Here is a 22,385-nt window from a genome sequence, read left to right as displayed (position 1 = left end):
GATGGAGTACGGGTACAGGTTCTAGACAGTCTCTACTCGTGTTTTTGCTCCACCTTAAAACGTTCCACGGAAGTTAGCAGGTCGCGAGCAACCCCAACCAGGTTCTGCAGAGAGCCCGACACTCGCTGCGCTTCCTGGGAGGTTTCCTGCGCTGTCAGTTCGACTGACTGCATGACCTGGGCTACCGCTCGAGAGGTTTCTGTTTGCTCAACCGTATCGGCGGTAATAGAGCGCACCAGAACGTCAATTCGATTGGACACCTGAATAATGTCCTCCAGCGATCGCTTCGCCTGTTCGGCTAGGCGAGTGCCCTCAATCACCTGCTGAGTGCCCTCCTCCATTGCCGTCATCACGCCGCTGGTTTCACTTTGAATCTGCAGTACAATCTGCTCGATTTCTTTAGAAGCCTTAGCGGCTCGGTCAGCTAGCTGCCGGACCTCATCAGCCACGATTGCAAATCCCCGTCCCGCCTCTCCAGCACGGGCCGCTTCAATGCTGGCGTTAAGTGCCAGCAGGTTGGTTCGAGACGCAATCTGAGAGATCAAGGCCACGATCTTCGAGATCTCCTGAGAAGACTCGGCAAGCCGCTTCACTTTACGAGTGGTTTCAGCAACAGTTTCTCGAATTTCGAGAATACCAGCCACCGTTCGCTCTACCGATTCGCCGCCGCGAAGGGCTGTAGAAGATGCTGAACGAGCCACTTCTTCTGCCTCGCGGGCGCTCTCGGCCACACGCTGAATGGAGTCAGTCATCACCTGCACGGAGTTTAGGGTGACAGCCAGTTCTTCTGCCTGCCGTAACGCGTCGGCAGACAGGCTGCGGGCAAACATTTCGTTTTCGGCAGAGCCTTTACTGACCTGGCGGGCCGCAACGCTCACCTGCTGCACAATCTCCCGCAGGTTTTGAATAGTCAGGTTGAAGGAGTCTGCAACTGCACCTAACACGTCTGCGGTTACTTCAGCCTGCACTGTCAGATCACCTCGCGCTGCGCCTTCCACATCATCTAGCAGGCGAATCACCTGCCGCTGCAGGTCTTCCTTCGCTTGCTCCTGCTCCTGCGCTTTGCGCTGGGCTTCGCTGGTGGTCGTGAGAATGACTCGGGCCATCTTGTTGAAGCCAGAGGCGAGTTGCCCAAACTCATCTTCTGCGTAAACAGAGGCTCGGGCTGACAGGTTGCCGTGAATGACCGAATCAAACTGGCTCTGCAGATCCGCCGCTGACTGCTTAATGCGGCGGTGGGCTAGATAACCGCCGCCTAGGGCAGCGCCAAATCCAGTCACCCCGGCTGCTACTGCCATAGAGGCATGTAGTGTTCTGGGCACACGCTCTGTAGGCAGCGCTGCTGAGGCCACAAAGTTGACGACTCCCACCGCTAAGGCTGACATAACCCCAGCCGCTGCGGCTACCATCCACTCCTTACTTGATAGGGGGGCATTTTCTAGGAAGGCCAGCCAGCCCTGCTCGACTGCGACTTCTTCAACTCCACTATCGTCCCCTTGGGCGAAGACAGGAAGCGAATCTGCGGCACCGGCCATGCCAAAGATTTCGTCTTCTACGATGGAAGACTGATCGCCAACTTCACTTAGATTAAAGGCCGAGCCGCTAATTCCGTTGCCCGTATCGTCGGTAGCGCCCCATCCGGAGGTACCAACTGAGGGACTGGTAAACCCGGCAGAACTGTCAGATAGCTCAAAGTCAGGGAGGCTGCCTAAATCGTCAAACTCGTTGAATTCATCTAGGAAATCGATGTTGCTGTTGGGCTGCGAATCTCCCGACTCTAGTTCACTGGAAATACCGTTGCTGAAGTATCGATCACTATCATCCTCGGCAGCGTCAAAAGTAGCCGCTGTCATGTCGGCGTCAGTGGAGAAGATAGTCCGTTCATCAGACAGGTTTGGTGCTGCTAGATCGACCTCCTCTCCGCCAGCATAATCATCAAGCAGCGCCCCAGAATGTGAAGAATCCTCCATAAAGAGAGTTTGATCTCCCGTTTCGCTTTCGCTGTAGAGAGGATCAACGTCGAAGGTGGATGCATCAGCGGAAAAATCAGCCTCTTCTCCTACCGAAAAATCCGCAAAGTCAATCTCGGCAGCGGGATCTGACAGGGGCTCCTCAGTGTAGGGAGAGAAACTGCCAGGTTCGTCCTCCAGGATTAGATTGTCGTCTAGATCGTTTAGAGCGAGGTTGGCAAAATCCTCAAAGGCGCTATCTTGATCATCCACCTCAAAGGGATTGGCCGTTCCCGTTCCCTCAAACGGATCGCTCTGGTTCCAGCCCCCTCCCTGGGAAGCGGCGTTGGCTTCAGATTCTTCTAATGGAGTTGCAAAGAAGTCATCTGCTGGAGATTCGGTAAAGCCGCCAAAGTCATTAGAGGACCCTAGGTCAAAGGGATCGTCCTGAGCGGAAGCAAAGGGACTGTCGAAGGCGTTGGAGTTGTCTGCTGGAGCACTGCTTAGATCCTCTAGATCATTGAAATCTGAGGGTAGACCAGGAGATTCTGAGTCAAAGGGCGTGTCTACAGCAGAATCAATTGTCTCGGCTAAACTAAAGTCGCTGTCATCCAGGCTGAGATTTGCAAAATCGAGATCGGAGTCGAGTAGTTCATCTCCAAGAATGAAGTCTTCGCCTTGATCGGCAACACCTGTGTCAAACAGTGCTGCGGATTCATCCGATACCTCGCCTAGAGCCCCCTCATCTGAACCCGTGTAATCATCGCTAGGGAGGGCAGTGCTGCTACCAACAAATTGATTGGCGTAAGCTAAACCGTTGCTGGCGTAGTCTACAAAATCTGGGTCGGTGGTCACGTTTAAGACGGACTCGTACTGATCGCGAGCCACGTCAAACCGATGCAAACCATAGCAGTAGATATGGCCCCGCAGCAGAAGAACGCTGGGATCGTTGGGGTAGTCGTGAGCAAGCTGATCGATGACCGTTGCCGCCTCTTCATAGCTGCCTTGCATGTAGGCTCTCTCAGCTTTCTGATATGCTTGAGAGTAATCAATGCCTGAAGCCATCTGTCCTTCTCCTGCCAGTGCAAGTTTCCCTTAATAAGGTGATGAATTTGAGCTTAGGCTGCCCATCGCGCTGATCGTAGGACTGCAACGTGATCGAGTAGCCGGAGTGTTTTCCCTTCATCATTATCAACGGCCCATTCACCCCGCAAAAATGGAGCCATAGAGTCAGGGGTGTTGCCGGCTACCTGAATATCATCCAGATTTAGCCAGTCGGTGCCGACAATCCGGTTAACGGCTAAGCCTAGCATAGTTCCCTGGTCTTCGACAGCAATCACCGGAATTTCAGGGCGATCTGTATTTAATAGAGCGCTGTAACCCAAAAATTGCCCCAGATCTGCCACCCAAATTACCCGACCCTGCTCATTGAGGGTGCCTAACAATAGCTGAGATACGTTGGGAATGGGCGTGATCCGATCAGGGGCCTGTTCAATAATGCGCCGGATGCCTGTGGCGGGGAGGGCAAATTCGTCGCCAGAGGTGACGAAGAAGCGCAGGTAGAGCTCGCCTTCAGGGGTTTCTAATTCCTGAAGTTCGGGCTCTTGATCTTGCCCTGCGTTGGTTAAGAAGTCAGGATTTCCTACCATGATGTGTTTTGGCCAACTAACCCCTTAGCAATTGTTTCACAGTACCTACCAGTTCTGTTGGCTGGAAAGGTTTAGCAATATAGGCATCGGCTCCCTGTTTCATACCCCAATAGCGGTCAAACTCCTCGCCTTTAGATGAGCACATAACAACCGGGACATTTTGGGTGGCTGGGTCAGCTTTTAAGCGGCGACAGAGTTCATAGCCATTCATGCGAGGCATAACGATATCTAACACAACTAGGTCAGGCGGGCTGCCTTGAATTTGCTCCAAAGCCTCTAGACCATCGCTTGCAACTGTGACGTTTAACCCGCTACCCCGAAGTAGTTCAATAATCATTTCTCGCTGAGGAATGCTGTCTTCCACCACCAAAACTGTGCTCATAATATTAAACGGTGTGCCAGAAATATGGCTCAGAAACCGACAGGCTATTGTCGCTTTCTTACGGTGGGGAAAGGCATGCCTTAGGACGGGCAGGCCTCCCGTGCCTTTAAGGTACCCCCAAATCCATCCATTACTGACGTTTTCAAGAAATTAATCATTCTGCTTAGGAATTCTGTCGGTTCTTATCGGTGCTTGGTTGTCTTGGCTAGGACTAAAATCCTCCTGGCTTGGATCCTGTCCCCGAGAGGTCGCGATCTAGCTCGTCTTGAATGGCTTCTGCCAGGAGCGTATCTGGCCGCGGCCGCTGCAGATCGCCAGGGCCTACGTATTTTTCGACCAAGGCTAGCAATTCTCCCGGTCCGAAGGGTTTAGTGAGATAGTCGGTAGCTCCTGCCATCCGGGCTTTAACCCGATCTAGAAAGCCGTCTTTTCCAGTTAGCATCACGATGGGAGTTTGGCGGAAGGCGTTGGAGCTACGCAGCATGGCGCAGAGCTCGTAGCCTTCTAATTCGGGCATGGCAATATCGCAAAGAATCAGGTCGGGTTGTAGCTGAAACAGTAGGCTGAGGGCTTTCAGCGGATTGCCGATAGAGGTCGCTTCGTAGCCTTGAGCCTCTAAGATCTGCTCAACCTTTTGCCGCACAACGATGCCGTCATCGACGCAGACGATGCGGGGTACTCGCCCCATCTGCCACTGCTCTAGGGTGTTGATGGAGTGCTGGTCGGGTTGGCTAGGAGCATGGGTGAGCTGTACCAGCCCTCGCAGTAGGTAGGGATAGATGCCTTTGACGACGGTAATCAGATCCCGATTAAGGTAGCGAGACAGCTGCCGCAGGCTGGTGTGCCCATTCATCCAATTAGCCCAACGGCTGTAGGTGCTTTTGGAAACATTGGTGCGAAAGGCTTCTAGATCGGGAATGACCGGACACTGCAGGGGTGACTGAATAAGGGGATGGAACTGTTTCCACTCCTGCGTTTGTTTGGTAATGCCTGCGACTAAAGGGCCAATTTCTAGTGTCGTTAGTTGAGGACTGAGCGCCGAACTTAGCTTGAAGACAAAGCTGCCTTGATGCAGGCTCAGCAGGTCGAACAGGGTTTCGTGCACCATGTGTTTGAGGATGGCTCGGCCCTGGTCAGGCGTTAGCACGTGGCTCTCTAGTAGGGTCCACAGGTAGCCGTACTCTGGAGAGTTGAAAGATGCGATCGCAGAGACCTCAGCGGTATCGAGCGTTTGGTCTAAGCCGTAGCGATGCAGATGATCGCGCAGCCGGGTGAGCTGCCCATCACTGGCACCGGCATACACAATTTGGCCGTTGGCCAGAAAAACCAGCCACGAGGGAGCTGCTTCAGCGGCAGGCCCCCAAGCTCCAGAACGCCCAATGGACTGCAGCGGGTGCGCTTCCACGTAGAGTTCGCCGGTTCGTTGGCCCAGCTCGATAAGCTGCAGAATGCTGCGGATGTCAATTTCAGAAAGATGACCCTGCATGGGCGCTGACAAGGGGGTGAATAGGCGGATGAGAGAGGGCTAAAAGAGCTAGGCTGCCTGTACTGCCCTCAGTATAGTTCCCACTTAGAGGCTGCGATAAAGGAAGATCTAAACTAATCTCCAGCAGTTTGCAAAAAAGCGGAAATCTAGGGCACTCTATATTGTTGAAGCTGGTTGACGAAGAGACTGGTAGCGCTAAATAGACTGCTGATAGCGATAGCACGGGCCCTCGGCGTTGTCTTGAACAATGCGATCGCGCTCAAAATTGCCCTCAACCCAAAGCTTGGCCAGACAGCTAGCAACCCTCCGTTTAAGATCTCCTCAGTACACTGGGTGAAGTTGCTGTTTAGGGTCCCTTAACCAGCACTTTAAGCCATCAGGATGCGTTAATTTAGAGGGAGAAACCCCACCTACTCAGAAGCGATCAGAGAAGAAATAGGCTTAAGCGTCTTATCGCTATATAGGACGCCTTGATTTTAAGTAACCTGATTGATGCACCCGGGTTTGTCGGTCTCTCAATCCCCCATTCAGGTCATTAAAGGCTATCCTTACCACTACATACGAGGGCGACCAGCGTGCTGTACCTAGTAGAAGTCCAGAAAAAAGCCGGATTTATTGGCGGAGGCAAGGCTGAGTTCAAATTGCTTGCCTGTCAACGGAGCGAGCAAAGTTGGACGGCTGTTCCTGGAGAAGAGTCAGTCCCAGCCCCTGATGATGCCGCCAACTATAGTGCCGGTACACTGGTCATGGTTGAGCTCAACAACAACCGTCAGGTACAGCGCCACTACGAAGCCGGTCGTCCACTGGTCAGCATTCTGCAAAATTTTTCCAGCCTCAACAAAAAGTACAAAACCCAGGAAGAAGAAATAGAGCAGTGGAAGCAGTCCCTGACTTTTCAAAGTCAGGAACTGAACCGTCGGGAAATGGAGATTGAAACCCGGCAGGAGCAGCTAGAGCAGGCCGAAGCAGACCTAGAGAAACTGGAGGCACAGCGCCAAGAGGTTGAGCAGTCCCGTCAGGATCTGACCCAACTTCAGGAAGAGCTGACCCGGAAGAACCAAGATCTGGAAGGAGCTTGGGCTCATCTGAATGGGGAGATGCGGCGGCTTGAAGAGCGGCAGGCTGAGTTTTCTCAACAGGGCGGGCTCGATGAGGGTCAGGTCAACCAGCTGCAGGAGTCTCTCAATCGGCTTATGGGAGCCGTTACCCCTACCGAAGCTCTGCGTGAAAAGGTCGGCGTTTCTGGGGAACTGATCAACCAGCATCAATCTTTATTGGACCAGCATCAGCAAGGCCTGGATCAGCAGAGAGCTGAACTGGAAGAGAAGCGCCAGAGCCTAGAGCAGCAGGCCACGGAATTAAAAGGTCGTTGGGAAGCTTGGTTTCAGTCAAACGAGCAGTTATACGGTCGGATTGCTGAATTAAAACTGCAGCAGCAGCTGATCAGCGGTAAGCAGGAGCGGCTGCAGGCTCTATCGGAAGAATTGCACCGCCAGGGCAACCTGCATCATCATGTTTATGAACTGCTAAATACCTCGGACAAAGTCAGACTTAGCCGTAAAGTAGACGTAGCTGAGCTAGAGGCAATGACTCTAGAGCACCTTCAGTCCAAGGTCAACGATTTGGAGAAGGATCTGGAGAAGGTTTCTCGTTTTGTCTCGGACCAGGAAGAGGAACTGACCCTGGAGCAGCAGGCCATTGATGAGTTGAAAGGCAGAATTGAGCAGGCCAACGAATTTGACCGCCTGCAGCTAGAAACAGAACTGGCGGATGAACAGGATCGCCACCGCATGCTCAACGAAACCTTGGTTGGTCAGCGACGCAACCTGCTAGAGCGGGAAGAGGTTTTGAGCCAGCACCAAGCTATCTTAAGGCGGCGGCAAGGTCTAGCGACAGACGAGTCGCCTGTTAACTCTGTAGACCTAGAACCTCTGCTAAACACCATTGATGAACAGCGACAGCACACGACTACGCTCATGCAATCGCTAGAAGCAGAGCTGAAACAGATCCAGGAGCGGATGAGCCAGCTCAAGCAGGAAATTGAGCAGCAGACCTCTGAACAACAGCAGCAGCGCTCTGAGATTCAGCAGTTTGAGTTTGACCTACAGCAGCAGCGGGATGAGGCTTCTACCTTGGCTGGGAGAGCCCAGCTCTACGAAGAGCTCCTTGGATCTACGCAAGAAAGTCTGAACCAGTTCAGACAATCCTTGGAAGAGATCGCTAACTCTGTGGCTCAGTTTCAAGAGGCTAGCGACTATCAGCTTCAGGCGATTACCGAAATGCGGCAGACGGTTCTCAGCGTGGCCGATAACCCTGCCCAGGCAATGGCTTCCTAATTGGATTTACCTACTATTATCTTCTGCTGGTTGCTAAATGGGATTACAGCAGAGCCTAGGTTACCAAAAACCGTTAAATTGCTAGCATTATGGGTTCCGTTGCCCACATAGGCGATTCATCTGCGGTAGAGTCAACTACCTATCACTATATGGATTTGATATCACCATGATCTGGGTGAATGAACAAATTGACCCTTCTGGGCTAATTTACTCCTGTATTGCCTGTCGTGACGAAGATCACGCTAAGGCCTGCCACGAATCTTTTGAGGCCAATCTGACGATTGAGCAAAAAGCAGCTGGTTGGATAGCCCAAATGCGAACAGTTGCCTCTTGGGAGGAAGTTCCGGTGAACGCGCTCAAGCTAGACTAAGGGTTCTAGCTATGCTTTGTGCCAACGCCATCGCCGATCTAACAGTGTCTGATTTAACACTCTGAGGGGTTCTGAGGTTTCTCCTGAGAATAGGACAAAATCCATTGATCCCCAGGTTTGCTGAGTTTGCTCAGCTAGATCTACCAGGAACGGATCACCTAAAAAGATCCGCCAGGGCAATCGCAGCGTAATCAGTGGTAAACCGTTGTGACCAGCATCTGGTAAAAAGCTCCATTCACATTGATCCAGCGTTGTTTGGAGCCCCCTGCTCAGAGACGCTCGGAAGTCTTGAAGCTGCTGACGCTTCTGGGAAAGTTCTTGCAAGAGATGACGATCTGCCGATGTCATGGACCTTTGCGGGTAGAAGGACTAGGTGATGGGTCCTATTCAAAGTGTAGTCTTGGTTATTGAAACCAGACCTGAAGATTTTCTATGAATACGCCGACAGAACCCTTCATTAAACTTGATCAGTTTCTTAAACTCATGCAGATTGCTCCTTCAGGCGGGCAGGCAAAACTGCTGATTCAGGATGGCTATATCCAGGTCAATGGCTTGGTTGAAACTCGACGTGGACGCAAGCTGTTTACGGGTGACAAGGTTACTTTTGAAGACATTCAGCTTGAGGTTAACCTATCTGACCTTACCAATTTGGCATAACGACAACAATCTGGTCGAACAATGCCCCACGCCCCCATTTGGAATCTGGACTTCTCTTGGAACGAACTCTAGCTATGGACTTGTTTAACTATAGGCAAGCCAAGGAACATTTGCAGGAACGTTAGAATTTAAACAAATATGTATTTGCTGAGGGCAGTCTTATGGCGTCAAAAGTTGAAATCTACACCTGGAGCCGATGTCCTTTCTGTATTCGGGCTAAGGGCTTATTAGATCGCAAGGGCGTAGATTACACGGAACACTGTATTGATGGGGATGAAGTGGCTCGCTCAGAAATGTCTGAGCGGGCAAACGGTCGTCGCAGCTTGCCGCAGGTCTTTATTAACGACCAGCATGTTGGTGGCTGTGATGATCTGCACGATCTCGAAGCTGCAGGGCGGCTAGATTCTATGCTGGCAGTCAGCTCAATCTAGATTTTTACGCCAAAGGGATGGACAAGTAAGTTGTCCATCCCTTTAAGTTCAGGCAGGTTTAAGAGACTTTGGCAGCTTCGGGACTGGCGACTTTGTCGGCCGAGTGATTGCCATTGCCGTTTTGATGACCGTTGCTTTTAGCGTTGCGGGGCTGGATCAAGCCATAGCCACCGTGGTTGCGTTCGTAGATAACGTTGATTTCTCCGCTATCGGAGTTAAGGAACATGTAGAAGTCGTGATCGACAAGTTCTAGCTGTTCTAAGGCTTCTTCTACCGTCATGGGAGGCATTGCGAAGTATTTGGATCGCACGACCTCTGAGGGCAGCTCGGGCTCTCGGCTCTCTAAAACAGCGGATACATCCGAGGCTGCGATTTGACGGATAAAAGCATCGTTGGGCTTGGCTGCAGGATGTTTTTTGTCCTGGCGCTTTTCTTTGTATTTGCGCAGCTGACGGCTAATTTTATCGGCGACTAAGTCAATACTGGCGTATAGGTTCTCGCTGCTTTCTTCAGCTCGCACGACAGCGCCATCGACATATAGGGTGACTTCAGCCGATTGCTTGGGACTTATCCGGGGATTGCGAGCGACGGACAGGTGCACATCGACTTCATTAGTCAGGTGTTTAAAGTGGCTGACTGCTTTGGAAATCTTTTGCTCCACATAGTCGTGAATGGCATCTGTGACCTCGATGTTTTTACCCTGGATAACGAGCTTCATACAGCGCCTCCTTCAAAATGTCGGCTTATGTTTTCACCCTAGCACCTTGTATTTTGTACGACAGTCTCCGTTAAGATCCTTTGCATCCGTTAGTAATTCTTGATTTCGAAAAGGCTGTTAAATAAGGATTTCAGTAGATTCTCAGTGGCTTTTAATAGGTCTTAGAAGAGGTTTGCAGTGATGGTCCGAAGAGAGATTTGCGATGTTCAGAGACCGATTCCGGGCGATCGCATCTGCACCCTCTACAACCTGGGCCTAGTTCCTTATGAAACGGCTTGGAGATGGCAGCAATCGCTGGTGCAACATAAGAAAGCAGGCCTGTCTTCGGATGTTTTAATGCTCCTAGAGCATCCACCGGTTTATACCTTAGGCCAGGGAGCAGACCCGAGTTTAATTAAATTTGACCCTGACCAGGAGGGACATTCGCTTTACCGGATTGAGCGGGGTGGAGAAGTCACATACCACTGCCCTGGACAGCTGGTAGGCTATCCGGTTCTGGACTTAAAGAGGTTTCAGCTCGACCTGCACTGGTATCTGAGGCAGCTTGAGGAGGTAGTGATTCAGACCTTGAGCCAATGGGGACTAGTTGGCACCCGAGTTGCGGGTTTGACGGGTGTGTGGATTGACGGCTATAAGGTGGCGGCGATTGGAATTAAGGTCAGCCGCTGGATTACGATGCACGGGTTTGCTCTAAACGTATGCTCTGACTTGGCTGGATTTCAGCGGATTGTGCCCTGCGGTATTGTTGATAAGCCGGTTGGCAGCCTTCATCAGTTTTGCCCAGGGATTGATGTTGAGCAGGTGCGCCCGGTTGTCGCGACAGCCTTTGCTCAGGTCTTCGGAGTGAGCCTGCAGGAGCCAATGGTAGATCTGGCTACCCTGTTAAGGTAAGCGGCGGCGCTGCAGTGCTCTGACTTGGCTGATGAAACGTCTAGCGGCCTGGTAACCCGGTACTTGGCCTCGGAAATAATACTAAAGCTATACAGCGCCACAGCAAAGCAGTCGCTACACTAAAAAAGCTGTCAAGATTTGTGAAAATTCGGCCTGTGATGGAGTACCGCTCGCCGGGGAGTTAAAGATCACTCATGGAACCATCTGGCATTCCTCAAGGAGGCTATGACACTTATGTGCAGGGCCTGCTGCAGTTTAGTAGGGCCTCGGAGCAGAAGCAGATTTCACGGCCGAGTAAGCCGACCCAGCCCTTGGTTGAGCAGAAGAGGCAAAAGGCTCAGGAGGGTGAGGAAGTCCTGACATTGCCACTGAGCTTTTCGCTGACCCATGCCGGTCCGCTATCGCCGTTGCGATCGCGCGACATTCAGGCATTGGTCGATATCTTTGCCCACGACCAGCTCACCGAAATCGAAGCAGATATCCATCAGTACTTACGCCGCCTCTACCCTGAACCCTGCTGGGACGACGAGCCTTACGAGTTTTTACAGGACTTTATTTAGAGCTTGGGTCGCTCAGTCCAGACAAGACTCCTTTAGAGGAGTCCTATCTGGACTGAATCAATCAGAACGGGATGTCATCGTAGTCAGGTTCTGCCTCGCCGCCCGATGTTGTGCTTGTACTAAAGCTGCCAGGGGCAGAAGTTGTGGACGCTCGAGAAGGCGCTGGAGCCGGGGCTGGGGTCTGAGCAGTTAGGGCCGGAGACGGTGGGCTAGGAGGCATAGACAGTTCTCCTAGGGCACTCAGGCGATGAATGCGCTGCACCGTCATTTCTGCCCGCTTCTCCTTAAACCCTTCGGGTCGATCGACGGTGTTCATGCCTAGCCGGCCTTCTAGCAGTACCCGATCACCCTCGTGGTAGTTTTCCTGAATTTCTTGAGCCAGGTTGCCCCAGCCAATCACCTTGAGCTGAGAGGGCGTATCTTCTGGTCGGGGACCGGGAAACTGCACCACAAACTCAGCTATGGGGGTCTGGTTGTCTGAGGTGTAGCGCAGTTGGGGGGATTGAATAATGTCCGCCATCAAAATGCAGCTATTCATGCCATAGCCTCCTTCATGCCCTGTTCCTTTTCGATAAACGTTTGTATTCGCGTTTGATACTCTCGCAGTTTTTCGTCCATCCAGGCGCGGTTTTCGCTGTTAACAAAGATGTGCACCAGCGGCTCTCCTGCATCGGGCAAGATCAGCACCCAATCACCGGGCGTGTCACCCAGCACCTTCACGCCATCGATCAGCTCTAGATTTTCCGGTGGATGGCTCTCGACCAGATACCGCATCAGCGCTCCTTTGACGATCCAGGGACAGCGCAGGGTCTGATGCCGGTGGGAAACCCGAGGCAGCTCTGACCAGAGTTGTCCGAGCGATCGCTCCTGAATTGTCAAGATTTCAATCAGCTTGGCGATGCAAAACATCGCGTCGAAGCCAGGATGGAGATGCGGAAAAATAAATCCCATATCACCGCTGCCCCCCAGCACCACATTGAAATTTGCCTGACAGGCTTCCATTAAAGCAGTTGGATTGGCCTTCGTGCGAATCACCTGTCCGCCATGACGTCGGGCAATGTGCTCAACGGCTCCGGTCGCGTGAATAGGCACAACAACAGTGCCCCGAGGCTGGGTGGTCAAAATCAGGTGGGTCATAAGCGCGGTGAGCGTTTCCCCCCGAATAGCCGTTCCGACTTCATCGACTAAAACCAGCTGTTCGCCATTGGCTGAAACCTGCGCCCCAAAGGTGGCCCGCAGCGCCTGCACGACCTGCCCCAATTGTCCTAGCATGATGTCCCGTTCAGCAGCAGCCGGGGCCGTCTGCCGCAGACTGGCATTGAGCACCACGGCATCACAGCCGAACTTAGTCAGCAGCTCAGGCAGCACTGCTCCAGAGACCGCATAGGCATAGTCAATGACGACTTTGGACTTACTGTGGCGCACGGCCCCGATATTGAGATGGTGCTCAAAGGCCGTGGCATAGGTATCGACCAGTCGCGTGGGGTAAGACACGGTACCAATTTCATTGATGGGAGAGCGGCGAAAATCTTCCTTAAAGTAAGCCCCTTCGATTTTCTTCTCCTTGCTCTTAGGAATATCAATGCCGTACTCGTCAAAAAACTCAACCAGAATGTGGTCGGGTCGATCGGGGTGGAGACGAACGTGGATGCCGCCTGATACTTTTAGGTTAGCCAAAACTGTGCGGGCTACCGGAATAGCAGTTGCTTCTAAGTTACGGACATTGACGCCAACTGACATCAGTCCAGCAATCAGAGATCGGGTGACCATGCGGGAGATGCTGCGCTGGTCGCGAGAAACTGTAACGTGGGCTCCGGGTTTTAGCGTAGAGCCATAAGCTGCCCCGAGCTTGACGGCAAATTCGGGGGTGATATCGACGTTGGCTAAGCCGGTAACTCCCCGCTGGCCAAACAGGTTGCGCTGGGCCGTGTTGCCCCATATCAAATTGATGTTGAGCGTGGCTCCTGACTCAACGTGTTTGTTGGGCCAAACGCGTACGCCAGGATTAATTTGGGCTTCTTCCCCAATGTTGGAAAGCGGCCCGACAACGGCTCCCTCCAAAATGTGGGAGCGTCTGTCTACCCGTACGCCTCGTGAGATGGTGCAGGCCCGCAGGTGGACCTCATCGCCAATGATGCTGCCATTCCAGAGAATGGGGCGCTTGAGATCGGCATCGCTGCCAATGGTGACGTTATCGCCAATCACGGTGCCGGGCTCTAGATTGGCCCGAGCTCCGATGCGGCAGTTGCTGCCGATTAAAACGGGAGGATGAAGGGTCGCAGTGGAGTCAATAAAGGTATTTTGCCCAATCCAAATGCCTGCAGACTTTTCGGAATACGGCAGATCCAGATGAACTTTGCCGTAGAGGGCATCGTACTGAGCCTCACGATAGGCCTCTAGATGACCCACGTCGCACCAGTAGCCCTCGGCAACATAGCCAAACATGGGTTCGCCCTTTTCCAGCAGTAGGGGAAAGAGATCCTTGGAAAAGTCAGATTCCTGGTTTTCGGGCAGGTAGTCTAGTACCTCAGGTTCCAGAATGTAGGTGCCGGTATTGACCGTATCGGAGAAGATCTCGCTGGTAGAAGGCTTTTCTAGAAAGCGGGTAATGCGATCTGCCCCGTCGGTGATGACAACGCCAAACTCGATCGGGTTTGGCACTCGAGTTAGCACCAGGGTAGCTTTGGATCCTTTTTCCCGGTGGAACCGCAGGGCTGCCTCCAGATCAAAGTCGGTAACCGCGTCTCCGCTGATGACGAAGAAGGTGTCGTCTAGCAGTTCGGCAATGTTTTTGACGCAGCCAGCGGTACCTAGGGGCTGATCTTCCTCGACCGCATAGGTCATTTGAACGCCGAAGTCCTGACCGTCCTGAAAATGGTCCCGCATGATGTCGGGCAGGTAGTGCAGGGTGGCAATGATTTCTGAAATGCCGTTGCGCTTGAGGAGATTGACAATGTGCTCTGCGATTGGCCGGTTTAAGATAGGAACCATGGGCTTGGGCAAATCACAGGTGAGTGGGCGTAGCCGAGTTCCTGAACCTCCGGCCATCAGAACCGCTCTCATAAATCCTCCTTCCTGCTGCTAGTTAGATGCAAATCCCTTGGCGGCCTCAGCCTTGTAAAGTCTTAGGATGCAGGAGTAAGGGGTAAACCCCTCTCCACAGTCCACGATCTTTGGCTTAGGCTGTCTTCACGACGTTTCAGGTCTTGATGTTTAGGATAGCGCCCGAATCCTGGCAAACGCCGTTCACTCTTCTACAGTCACTGCACCCCCTGCGACTTTAGAATTGAGGCTTGCTCTTTAACGCAGTGCTGCCGGGAGCCTAGGCAAAGCCAGCAGAGCTGAAGTGCAAAGGCTAGTATTTGAGAAGGTAGACTTTTGTGGGTTAATCAGGAGACCTGATATGGAACCTTTAGTTGCTCTGGTAGTGCTGACGCTTTACGGGGGTGGGGCGTGGAAGTTTTGGAAGGGCTTTCACCGCACCAACTTTAGCCAGGGGAAGCTGCAGCTGACTCTGCTCTGGCCGCTGTTTCTGATGGTGAATAGATCCTATCGGCAAAATTTCAATCGTGCGCTTAAGGGCTAGTCGGAGTTTGGGAGCAGCCTAAGGCTGACCCCTGCCCTATTGGCTTCTCTATAACTGACTTCTCTGTGTCCTTAGTTCCTATGGCTACCCCTTGAAAATCGGCAATTCTCCTTTACCAGAGCAAATCCAGACTGTAGCCCGACGCTACGACCGCGAGCTTTCGGGGGCAGCCTTTGATCTGCCGCCAGAAGTGGAAGAGATGCCGATTTTTCGGGAGTGGACTTCGGGCCAGCTGACCTCTCGCATTGCCGCTCCTTTTTGGGAGTTGGCTCGGCCTCGCCGGGGGCAGCGCTGCCTGGACATTGGCTGTGGGGTAAGTTTTTTGATTTATCCCTGGCGGGAATGGGAGGCGCTGTTTTACGGGCAGGAGATCAGTGAGATCGCACAAAAAGCCCTAATCTCCCGAGGGCCTCAGCTCAACTCAAAACTCTTCAAGAGCTGTCAGCTGGCCCCTGCCCACCAGCTAGAATACGAGGCTAACTTTTTTGATCTGGTAGTTGCGACCGGGGTGAGCTGCTACTATGCACCGGATTACTGGGAAACCGTGATGGCCCAGGTCAAGCGGGTGCTGAAGCCGGAGGGTGTTTTTGTCTTTGACGTGATTGACCCTGACCAGCCATCGGCAGAAAACTGGGCCATTTTAGAAACTTACTTGGGGGCTGAGGTACAGTTAGAGCCGCTGGAAACCTGGCCTCGCCTGATCAAAAGCAGCGGTGCGCGGATTGTGTCTCAAAAAGACTATGACCCGTTCCATCTCTATAAGGTGAAGTGGTGATGGGGTAACGGGGTGGGCGAATCTGCTCCTCGGGTTTGGTTGATTGGTGGCACTGGGGAAAGTGCTGAACTGGCCCGATCTTTGGTGGCGCTGCACCTTCCCTGCACGGTAACGGTAACGACCCCGTCAGCCCGCGGGCTCTACCCGGTGGCGGCGACCTTGCGAGTTTGGGTAGGCCAGCTGACGGCAGCGACCCTGCCAGCTTTTCTACAGCAGGAAAATGTTGCAGCAATTTTAGATGCGTCCCATCCGTTTGCAGTGGAGATTTCGGGGCTTGCGATCGCAACCGCCCAAACCCTGCAGCTGCCCTATCTCCGCTTTGAGCGCAGTGAGCTGCAGGCAGCGGCTGCCGCCCCTGAGGTCGCCTTTGACAGCCTAGACTCTCTGTTGAACAGCGCTTACTTAGAGGGGCAGCGGGTGCTGCTGACTCTGGGCTACCGCTGGCTACCCGCCTTTCAAGCGTGGCAAACCCGATCAACGCTGTTCGCCCGAATTTTGCCCTCTGTGCCTGCGCTCAATGGGGCACTGGCGGCGGGTTTTACCCCCGATCGCCTGATAGCTCTGCGTCCGCCGGTCAGCGAAGCTCTGGAACGGGCGCTGTGGCAGCAGTGGCAAATTACCTGTGTGGTGACCAAAGCCTCAGGTGCAGCGGGCGGAGAAGCGATCAAGCGCCAGGTTGCTCAAAGCCTCGGTGTGCCGCTGGTGGTTTTGCAGCGGCCCCCAATCAGCTACCCTCAGCAGACCCAGTCACTTGCGATCGCGCTAGAATTTTGCCGTCAACTGGGTGTAATTGCCCCTCTTGCTTCAGAACAAATCCGCTAAAATAACCGCAAGTCGCTCCCGGCTTCCCCGCCCACTGGGGCAAGAAAGCCTTGAGTGGAAACGTGGTGGTGGAGTTTTCTGGTTAAAAGCTGCTTTTTTAGAAAAAATGGGGAGAAATTTCAGCAAGCCAATGTTTCTCTATTGGTTCTTCCTTTAAGCTGTTTCCTTCGCAAGCGTGAGTTGAGCGTGAACCAAAGGTCGTTCAACGGCAGCTGTTGATATCTTCCTTGGGCCAGAGATAGGTTACTCCCAAGAGGCTTGTTACCGTGCGCCCTCCTAACTAGAATTAGCCCGAAACTTGCTGAAAAGTGAGGAGCCTCCTTCATTAATTTTTTAATTTTTGTTGAAGGTGATCCAAAAGCGTAGGGAGTGTTATGCTTAGTCTCCAAAATTGGTGCTTCTAAAAGCGTCTTAATAGCTTCTAGAAAGGCTAAATCGGTTACAAGCTACTCATAATTCAGTCGAGCCCTGCTTGAGTCCTCTGGAATCCTAACTTTATGACCGCTGTTCCCCTACCACCAGGGTCTTCACAATCCTTCGACAGCACTGGCAGTAATACTTTGCCAGAGTCAACTCCGGTGTTTGCCCTCAAGGAGTTAGTGGCAAGGCTGCAGCGAGAACAGTACAAAATTCAGGACTTGCTTAGTTCCCTGGGCTTTGCTCTGCGGAGCTTAAACAACCTCAACCAGTTTCTTGAGCTGATCCCGATGATTGCCAGCCGGGTAACTGATGCCACTGGTGGGGCGCTGGTGCTGTTTCGAGCCGATGGTCAGGTACGGCTGGAGCGACTGCACTGCCAAAGCGACGATCACTGCCAAGACGTTCGCTCGGCATTAGAGGCAGCTACTCGTCAGGTGACTGCCAGCTTTGCTCAACCTGCGGGGAATGCCTCACTCTCCCTGGGGCGAAACGCGATGATGGCGCTAGACCACCAGGTCAACCGTTACCTGGGCGAAGACTTTCAAATCTTTGGCACCGCCATCATCGTTCGCAACGTTGAGCGGGGGCGGCTGTATGTCTTTAGCCACGACCCAGACTATACCTGGACCGAGACCCGGCAAAAGCTGGTGCGGCTGGTGGCCGACCAAACCTCAGTTGCTATTGAAAATGATGAGCTGACCGTTGCCCTCCGCAAAAAAGAGCGGCTTGATCGTGAGCTAGAGATTGGGGCAGAAATTCAGCTGCAGTTGTTGCCTCGGCAATGCCCCATTATCGAAGGCATGGATTTGTCGGCTCGCTGCCTAACGGCGAACAAAGTCGGCGGTGACTATTACGACTTTATTCCGACCACTTATGATCAGCTCCGCTACCCCGACGCGCAACAGTCGTCCTTGTCTGCTTGGAGCCTTGCCATTGGGGATGTCATGGGCAAAGGGGTGCCAGCTGGCCTGATTATGACGATGCTGCGGGGCATGTTGCGGGCTGAGGTGCTAAACGGCCATTCGCCTGCCAGCATTTTGGAACATCTCAACTACGTCATGCACACGGATCTGGAAAACTCTAACCGGTTCGTGACTCTGTTTTATGCGGAGTATGACCCTAGGAGCCGCATTCTCTCCTATGGTAATGCGGCCCACAATCCACCTTTTCTCTGGCAGGCGTCTACCAACACCATCACGCGGCTAGATACGGTTGGCATGTTGCTGGGACTAGATATGAACACCCAGTACCGTGAGGCCCAGGTGCAGCTGCAGCCGGGAGACACCGTTGTATTTTATACCGATGGCTTTACTGAAGCAGCTAACCGCAAAGGTGAGCGCTTTGACGAGGACAATCTGATCAAGGCGCTGCAGTGGGCCTGCCGCAACTGCAACTCAGCAGACGCCATTTTGCAGTACCTCTTTGACCTGCTGCAGCGGTTTATTGGCGAAGAGAGCCGCAACGACGACGACATGACTTTGGTCGTTATGCGGGTTAAGCCAGAGATGCAGCTGCATCTGGCGAGCTAATTTTTCTGGGGAGTAGCGAATTATCTACCAGTCGTCAAGGGCTGGTGTATAGTTTTGGGGTGAAATCTTTGCAAAGGCTGTGGCACTATGGATTTTGCTGTAAGGGATTTGGCTGCTCAGTCCTTCAATAGTTGGGACGATGGCCTAGATAGCATCATGTTGCCCTGGACTGCTGAGCCTGAGTCGGGGTTCTCCTGGGCTCCCTCCTCGGCCTTTTCGCCCGTATCTACCCTGCTTTCTAACGGAGAACAGGCCCAGGCGATGGTTTTGGCCCAGCAGTTTGATCAAGATGTTCTGGGAGATATGGGGAATGCCTGGAATACCTTTATTCAGTCTGGTCAGGTTTGGGCGTTGGTGATTGGCGTGGTATTGGGCTACCTGATTCGAGGCATGACAACTTACTAAGCCATTTGAACTGCTCCCAGGATCTCACTGTCGCCTTTGTCTGCTGTGACAGGCTGGGAGCTATTTTCTGCTCAACTGCTTTTTGAACACTGGAGAAAACCGTTGGAAACGTCACCTACTCAAACCTGGAGCCAGCGGTTTGAGACTGCTCTGCATCCTGCGATCGCAATCTTCAATGCCAGCATCGGGTTTGACATTGAGCTGATTGAGTACGACCTGACCGGCTCCCAGGCCCATGCCAAAATGTTGGCCAAGAGCGGCATCATTAGCCCCGAGGAGGGCGAGCAGTTAGTCAACGGCCTAGAGCAGATTCGCCAGGAGTATCGTCAGGGCCAGTTTCAGCCGGGCATTGAAGATGAAGATGTCCACTTCGCTGTGGAGCGACGGCTGACCCAGCTGGTCGGCGATGTGGGCAAAAAGCTGCACACGGCTCGCTCCCGCAATGACCAGGTTGGCACCGATACTCGGCTCTACCTGCGAGCTCAAATCGAGGCTATTCAGCAGCAGCTCAAAGCCTTTCAAAGGGCCCTGCTGACCCTGGCAGAAGCCCATGTAGAAACCCTCATTCCTGGCTATACCCACCTGCAGCGAGCCCAACCCCTCAGCCTGGCCCACCACCTGCTGGCCTACGTCGAGATGAGCCAGCGCGACTGGGAAAGGCTGAGCGATGTCAGCCGTCGGGTCAACATTTCACCTTTGGGCTGTGGGGCGCTAGCCGGTACGACTTTTCCCATTGATCGGCACTACAGCGCTGATCTGCTGGGCTTTGAGCGCGTCTATAGCAACAGCTTGGATGGGGTGAGCGATCGCGACTTTGCTATTGAGTTTGCCTGTGCCGCCAGCCTGATTATGGTGCATCTGTCGCGGCTGTCGGAGGAAATCATTCTCTGGGCCTCGGAGGAGTTTGGCTTTGTCACCCTCAACGACAGCTGCTCCACTGGCTCTAGCATCATGCCCCAAAAGAAAAACCCTGATGTGCCGGAGTTGGTGCGAGGTAAGGCTGGGCGGGTTTTTGGCCATCTCCAGGCGCTGCTGGTCATCATGAAAGGGCTGCCGTTGGCCTACAACAAAGACCTGCAGGAAGATAAAGAAGCTCTCTTCGACAGCGTTAAAACGGTGAAGGGCTGCCTGGAGGCAATGACGATTTTGCTGCAGGAAGGCATTAATTTCCGGCCGAATCGGCTAATCCAGGCGGTCAACGAAGACTTTTCTAACGCCACCGACGTGGCCGACTACCTGGCAGCCAAGGGCGTTCCCTTCCGGGAGGCGTATAACCTAGTCGGCAAAGTGGTCAAAACATCTTTAGCGGCGGGCAAGCTGCTGCGTGAGCTGACCTTAGAGGAATGGCAGGAGATCCACCCCGCCTTTGAAGAGGATATCTACGAGGCGATTGCCCCTCGGCAGGTGGTGGCGGCCCGCAATAGCTTTGGTGGGACTGGTTTTGAACAGGTGCAGCGGGCTCTGCAGGTCGCTCGTAATCTCCTAGATGAGCAGTAACTCATGACTATTAGCCTCTGCATGATCGTTAGAGATGAGGCCGAGCGTTTGCCTGCCTGCCTAGCTAGCGCTAAAGATTTGATCAATCAGATCATTGTGCTCGACACTGGATCGACCGATCAAACTGTAGCGATCGCCCAGGCTCAGGGAGCTGAAGTTCACACCTTTGCTTGGAATCAAGACTTTGCAGCGGCTAGAAATGCTGCGCTGGAACAGGCAACGGGCGACTGGATCTTGGTGCTAGATGCCGATGAAACTCTGCAGCCAGACATCGTTCCAGTGCTCAAGGGCATTGATCAGGGGCAGGGTGTGGGAGAAATCGCGGCTGAGCACCTGCTGCTAGTGAACCTGCTGCGGTTGGAGGTGGGTGCGCAACAATCTCCTTACACGCTGGTTTCTCGCTTTTTTCGCAACCGCCCCGAACTGCGCTTTACCCGCCCCTACCACGAAACTGTGGACGACAGCGTTGTGGCTCTGCAGGCGCAAGAACCTAGCTGGCGAGTGGCGACGCTAGATGCGATCGCACTGCACCACCAGGGCTACCAGGCCGATGCGATCGCCCGCCAGAATAAGTTTGAGCGGGCCAGAACGATAATGGCCGCCTACCTAGCCGATCACCCCGAAGATGCCTATATCTGCAATAAACTCGGTGCTCTCTACGGCCAAGAGGGTGAGTGGGCTAAGGCGCTGCCGCTGCTAGAAAGGGGGCTAACGGCTGCTCATAGCGACCCACTGACTCGCTACGAACTCTACTATCACCGAGGCTTGGCCCATCGCCAACTGCAGCAGTTCGATCAGGCCAAACAGGACTATCACACCGCGCTGGCTCAGCCACTGCTGCCAAAGCTCAAGCTAGGGGCTGCTATTAATCTGGGGAGTCTCCTCAAGCAGCAGGGGCAGTTGCCCGAAGCCATTGCCCAGTTTGAGCAGGCGATCGCAATAGACCCAGACTGTGCGATCGCTCATTTCAATTTAGGCGTTGCCCACCGAGCCCAGGGCTACCTTGATCCTGCGATCGCAGCCTACCGTCGAGCGATTGAGCTGCAGCCCAACTACCCCGAGGCTTACCAGAATTTGGGGGTGGCCCTGTTTAAGCTGGGCAAGCTGCCTGAGTGCCTGCAAGCGTTTAGTATGGCGCTGCGGCTATACGAACAGTCAGATCCGCAAGCGGCTCAGGCCCTGCGGACAGGCATCAAAAAGCTCGGCATCGCCTGATACCGAGCTCTGCTGATTTGACTTGTTCACTTCCTAGGGCCACCTGCTAGGTGGCCTGCGGGGCTACTTCTGGTAGCGAGGATCGTTCCAGTCAAACTGCTGCCCGGAGGGTAGCGGCTTGGGTTTCCAGGAGATCTCGGCCCCGTAGGTGCCGGGCCTCCAGTGATGAGCGTGGCCCTGACCGGGCAAAGGGGGCTTGGCCTTGGGTGGCGGTTCGGGCGCTTTTTTGGGCAAATCTTTGGACAGCATTTGTTTTAGGCGGTTGACAATGCCCTCCCAGGTCAGCTCTGGCTGCTGCAGCATTTCGCGCAACACCTGCAGGGCGGCCTTGGCTTCTTCATCATTGCCGACCTTTAAAGGCTGAGATAGCCGTAACGGGTCAACCTGCACAGCTGCCAAAGCCTGTTGAACCGCGCCTTTGATCTGACTGCCCATCTCGTGCCTAGCCTTTTCACACTGATGCTGCCAGCCTTTTTCGCTAGAAGCATACAGCGCCGGCAAACGGTTGAGGGCGTAAGTTTCTACCTCTAGCCGTTTGACATACTTTTGCAGGCGAGGGGGGAGCCGGTGTAGCTGTCGCTCTACCTCCTCTGCAACCAACCATTCCATGACGTTGATATACGCCCGCTTTTGAAATTCAGGAACACTACTCATAACCACCCTCAATCAGAAAAGGACAAGCATTGATTTCAAGTGAATTTTCAAGT

21 protein-coding genes are annotated in these 22,385 nt (G+C 53.4%); 13 read left to right on the top strand and 8 right to left on the bottom strand.

The window, feature by feature from the left end; translation table 11 throughout:
* Positions 1–32: 32 nt before the first annotated feature.
* From H6G13_RS16040 to H6G13_RS16025, 4 genes are all read right to left on the bottom strand, one after another.
* Positions 33–3,014: a methyl-accepting chemotaxis protein gene (locus tag H6G13_RS16040; protein ID WP_190484517.1), complete on the bottom strand. Its 2,982-nt coding sequence runs from the start codon at positions 3,012–3,014 to the stop codon at positions 33–35.
* A gap of 53 nt (positions 3,015–3,067) precedes the next feature.
* Positions 3,068–3,598 (bottom strand): CheW domain-containing protein, encoded by a 531-nt coding sequence (locus H6G13_RS16035; protein ID WP_190484515.1) that lies wholly within the window; start codon positions 3,596–3,598, stop codon positions 3,068–3,070.
* A gap of 16 nt (positions 3,599–3,614) precedes the next feature.
* Positions 3,615–3,980, bottom strand: a complete 366-nt coding sequence (locus H6G13_RS16030; protein WP_190484513.1) for a response regulator — start codon at positions 3,978–3,980, stop codon at positions 3,615–3,617.
* 211 nt (positions 3,981–4,191) lie between these two features.
* Complete coding sequence (locus H6G13_RS16025) at positions 4,192–5,466, bottom strand: response regulator (RefSeq protein WP_190484511.1); 1,275 nt, start codon at positions 5,464–5,466, stop codon at positions 4,192–4,194.
* A 575-nt stretch (positions 5,467–6,041) separates the two neighbouring features.
* On the opposite strand from H6G13_RS16025, the gene hmpF reads away from it, so the two are divergent.
* The 4 genes from hmpF to grxC all read left to right on the top strand — a co-directional run bounded on the left by hmpF (position 6,042) and on the right by grxC (position 9,260).
* Positions 6,042–7,802 carry a pilus motility taxis protein HmpF gene (hmpF, locus tag H6G13_RS16020; RefSeq protein WP_190484509.1) on the top strand — a complete coding sequence of 587 codons (1,761 nt, stop codon included), beginning with the start codon at positions 6,042–6,044 and terminating at the stop codon, positions 7,800–7,802.
* 166 nt (positions 7,803–7,968) lie between these two features.
* Complete coding sequence (locus tag H6G13_RS16015) at positions 7,969–8,172, top strand: glycogen debranching protein (RefSeq protein ID WP_190484507.1); 204 nt, start codon at positions 7,969–7,971, stop codon at positions 8,170–8,172.
* Positions 8,173–8,604: 432 nt separating this feature from the next.
* Complete coding sequence (locus tag H6G13_RS16010) at positions 8,605–8,829, top strand: RNA-binding S4 domain-containing protein (protein WP_190484505.1); 225 nt, start codon at positions 8,605–8,607, stop codon at positions 8,827–8,829.
* 161 nt (positions 8,830–8,990) lie between these two features.
* Positions 8,991–9,260, top strand: coding sequence for a glutaredoxin 3 (gene grxC / locus H6G13_RS16005; RefSeq protein WP_190484503.1), 270 nt, complete (start codon positions 8,991–8,993; stop codon positions 9,258–9,260).
* 58 nt (positions 9,261–9,318) lie between these two features.
* On the opposite strand, the gene raiA is transcribed toward grxC, so the two are convergent.
* Complete coding sequence (raiA, locus tag H6G13_RS16000) at positions 9,319–9,978, bottom strand: ribosome-associated translation inhibitor RaiA (RefSeq protein ID WP_190484501.1); 660 nt, start codon at positions 9,976–9,978, stop codon at positions 9,319–9,321.
* A gap of 180 nt (positions 9,979–10,158) precedes the next feature.
* Between raiA and lipB the strand changes: the two genes are divergently transcribed.
* Complete coding sequence (gene lipB, locus H6G13_RS15995) at positions 10,159–10,869, top strand: lipoyl(octanoyl) transferase LipB (RefSeq protein ID WP_190484499.1); 711 nt, start codon at positions 10,159–10,161, stop codon at positions 10,867–10,869.
* 194 nt (positions 10,870–11,063) lie between these two features.
* On the top strand, positions 11,064–11,429 hold the full coding sequence (locus H6G13_RS28330) for a hypothetical protein (protein WP_199305944.1): 366 nt from the start codon (positions 11,064–11,066) through the stop codon (positions 11,427–11,429).
* Between the two features lie 61 nt (positions 11,430–11,490).
* Here H6G13_RS28330 and H6G13_RS15985 read toward each other — a convergent pair whose 3' ends face one another.
* Positions 11,491–11,967 carry a single-stranded DNA-binding protein gene (locus H6G13_RS15985; RefSeq protein WP_190484497.1) on the bottom strand — a complete coding sequence of 159 codons (477 nt, stop codon included), beginning with the start codon at positions 11,965–11,967 and terminating at the stop codon, positions 11,491–11,493.
* The gene (locus H6G13_RS15980; RefSeq protein ID WP_190484495.1) at positions 11,964–14,492 is read right to left on the bottom strand and encodes a mannose-1-phosphate guanyltransferase; all 2,529 of its coding nucleotides are present in this window, start codon (positions 14,490–14,492) and stop codon (positions 11,964–11,966) included. Before H6G13_RS15980 ends, H6G13_RS15985 begins: the two co-directional genes overlap by 4 nt.
* Positions 14,493–14,832: 340 nt before the next feature.
* Between H6G13_RS15980 and H6G13_RS15975 the strand changes: the two genes are divergently transcribed.
* From H6G13_RS15975 to H6G13_RS15945, 7 genes are all read left to right on the top strand, one after another.
* The gene (locus H6G13_RS15975; RefSeq protein WP_190484493.1) at positions 14,833–15,015 is read left to right on the top strand and encodes a hypothetical protein; all 183 of its coding nucleotides are present in this window, start codon (positions 14,833–14,835) and stop codon (positions 15,013–15,015) included.
* 91 nt (positions 15,016–15,106) lie between these two features.
* Positions 15,107–15,790, top strand: coding sequence for a class I SAM-dependent methyltransferase (locus H6G13_RS15970; RefSeq protein WP_242028359.1), 684 nt, complete (start codon positions 15,107–15,109; stop codon positions 15,788–15,790).
* A gap of 12 nt (positions 15,791–15,802) precedes the next feature.
* Entirely contained in the window at positions 15,803–16,612 is an 810-nt protein-coding gene (locus H6G13_RS15965; RefSeq protein WP_190484491.1) for a cobalt-precorrin-6A reductase, read from the top strand.
* 497 nt (positions 16,613–17,109) lie between these two features.
* The gene (locus H6G13_RS15960) at positions 17,110–18,561 is read left to right on the top strand and encodes a PP2C family protein-serine/threonine phosphatase (RefSeq protein ID WP_190484489.1); all 1,452 of its coding nucleotides are present in this window, start codon (positions 17,110–17,112) and stop codon (positions 18,559–18,561) included.
* Positions 18,562–18,648: 87 nt separating this feature from the next.
* Complete coding sequence (locus H6G13_RS15955) at positions 18,649–18,966, top strand: hypothetical protein (RefSeq protein WP_190484959.1); 318 nt, start codon at positions 18,649–18,651, stop codon at positions 18,964–18,966.
* A 102-nt stretch (positions 18,967–19,068) separates the two neighbouring features.
* On the top strand, positions 19,069–20,463 hold the full coding sequence (gene argH, locus H6G13_RS15950) for an argininosuccinate lyase (RefSeq protein WP_190484487.1): 1,395 nt from the start codon (positions 19,069–19,071) through the stop codon (positions 20,461–20,463).
* Between the two features lie 3 nt (positions 20,464–20,466).
* Positions 20,467–21,678, top strand: coding sequence for a tetratricopeptide repeat protein (locus H6G13_RS15945; RefSeq protein ID WP_190484485.1), 1,212 nt, complete (start codon positions 20,467–20,469; stop codon positions 21,676–21,678).
* Between the two features lie 63 nt (positions 21,679–21,741).
* On the opposite strand, the gene H6G13_RS15940 is transcribed toward H6G13_RS15945, so the two are convergent.
* On the bottom strand, positions 21,742–22,332 hold the full coding sequence (locus H6G13_RS15940) for a late competence development ComFB family protein (RefSeq protein ID WP_190484484.1): 591 nt from the start codon (positions 22,330–22,332) through the stop codon (positions 21,742–21,744).
* Positions 22,333–22,385: the final 53 nt, after the last annotated feature.

Origin of the sequence: Pseudanabaena sp. FACHB-2040 (assembly GCF_014696715.1) — a bacterium.
Taxonomy (GTDB): domain Bacteria; phylum Cyanobacteriota; class Cyanobacteriia; order Phormidesmidales; family Phormidesmidaceae; genus JACVSF01.
This window is presented reverse-complemented; position numbering and strand designations above follow the sequence as displayed.

Coding starts and splice junctions, on each gene's coding strand:
- H6G13_RS16040 (WP_190484517.1), bottom strand. CDS start 3,014: ATGGCTTCAGGCATTGATTACTCTCAAGCATATCAGAAAGCTGAGAGA.
- H6G13_RS16035 (WP_190484515.1), bottom strand. CDS start 3,598: ATGGTAGGAAATCCTGACTTCTTAACCAACGCAGGGCAAGATCAAGAG.
- H6G13_RS16030 (WP_190484513.1), bottom strand. CDS start 3,980: ATGAGCACAGTTTTGGTGGTGGAAGACAGCATTCCTCAGCGAGAAATG.
- H6G13_RS16025 (WP_190484511.1), bottom strand. CDS start 5,466: ATGCAGGGTCATCTTTCTGAAATTGACATCCGCAGCATTCTGCAGCTT.
- H6G13_RS16015 (WP_190484507.1), top strand. CDS start 7,969: ATGATCTGGGTGAATGAACAAATTGACCCTTCTGGGCTAATTTACTCC.
- H6G13_RS16010 (WP_190484505.1), top strand. CDS start 8,605: ATGAATACGCCGACAGAACCCTTCATTAAACTTGATCAGTTTCTTAAA.
- grxC (WP_190484503.1), top strand. CDS start 8,991: ATGGCGTCAAAAGTTGAAATCTACACCTGGAGCCGATGTCCTTTCTGT.
- raiA (WP_190484501.1), bottom strand. CDS start 9,978: ATGAAGCTCGTTATCCAGGGTAAAAACATCGAGGTCACAGATGCCATT.
- lipB (WP_190484499.1), top strand. CDS start 10,159: ATGGTCCGAAGAGAGATTTGCGATGTTCAGAGACCGATTCCGGGCGAT.
- H6G13_RS28330 (WP_199305944.1), top strand. CDS start 11,064: ATGGAACCATCTGGCATTCCTCAAGGAGGCTATGACACTTATGTGCAG.
- H6G13_RS15985 (WP_190484497.1), bottom strand. CDS start 11,967: ATGAATAGCTGCATTTTGATGGCGGACATTATTCAATCCCCCCAACTG.
- H6G13_RS15980 (WP_190484495.1), bottom strand. CDS start 14,492: ATGAGAGCGGTTCTGATGGCCGGAGGTTCAGGAACTCGGCTACGCCCA.
- H6G13_RS15975 (WP_190484493.1), top strand. CDS start 14,833: ATGGAACCTTTAGTTGCTCTGGTAGTGCTGACGCTTTACGGGGGTGGG.
- H6G13_RS15960 (WP_190484489.1), top strand. CDS start 17,110: ATGACCGCTGTTCCCCTACCACCAGGGTCTTCACAATCCTTCGACAGC.
- H6G13_RS15955 (WP_190484959.1), top strand. CDS start 18,649: ATGGATTTTGCTGTAAGGGATTTGGCTGCTCAGTCCTTCAATAGTTGG.
- H6G13_RS15945 (WP_190484485.1), top strand. CDS start 20,467: ATGACTATTAGCCTCTGCATGATCGTTAGAGATGAGGCCGAGCGTTTG.
- H6G13_RS15940 (WP_190484484.1), bottom strand. CDS start 22,332: ATGAGTAGTGTTCCTGAATTTCAAAAGCGGGCGTATATCAACGTCATG.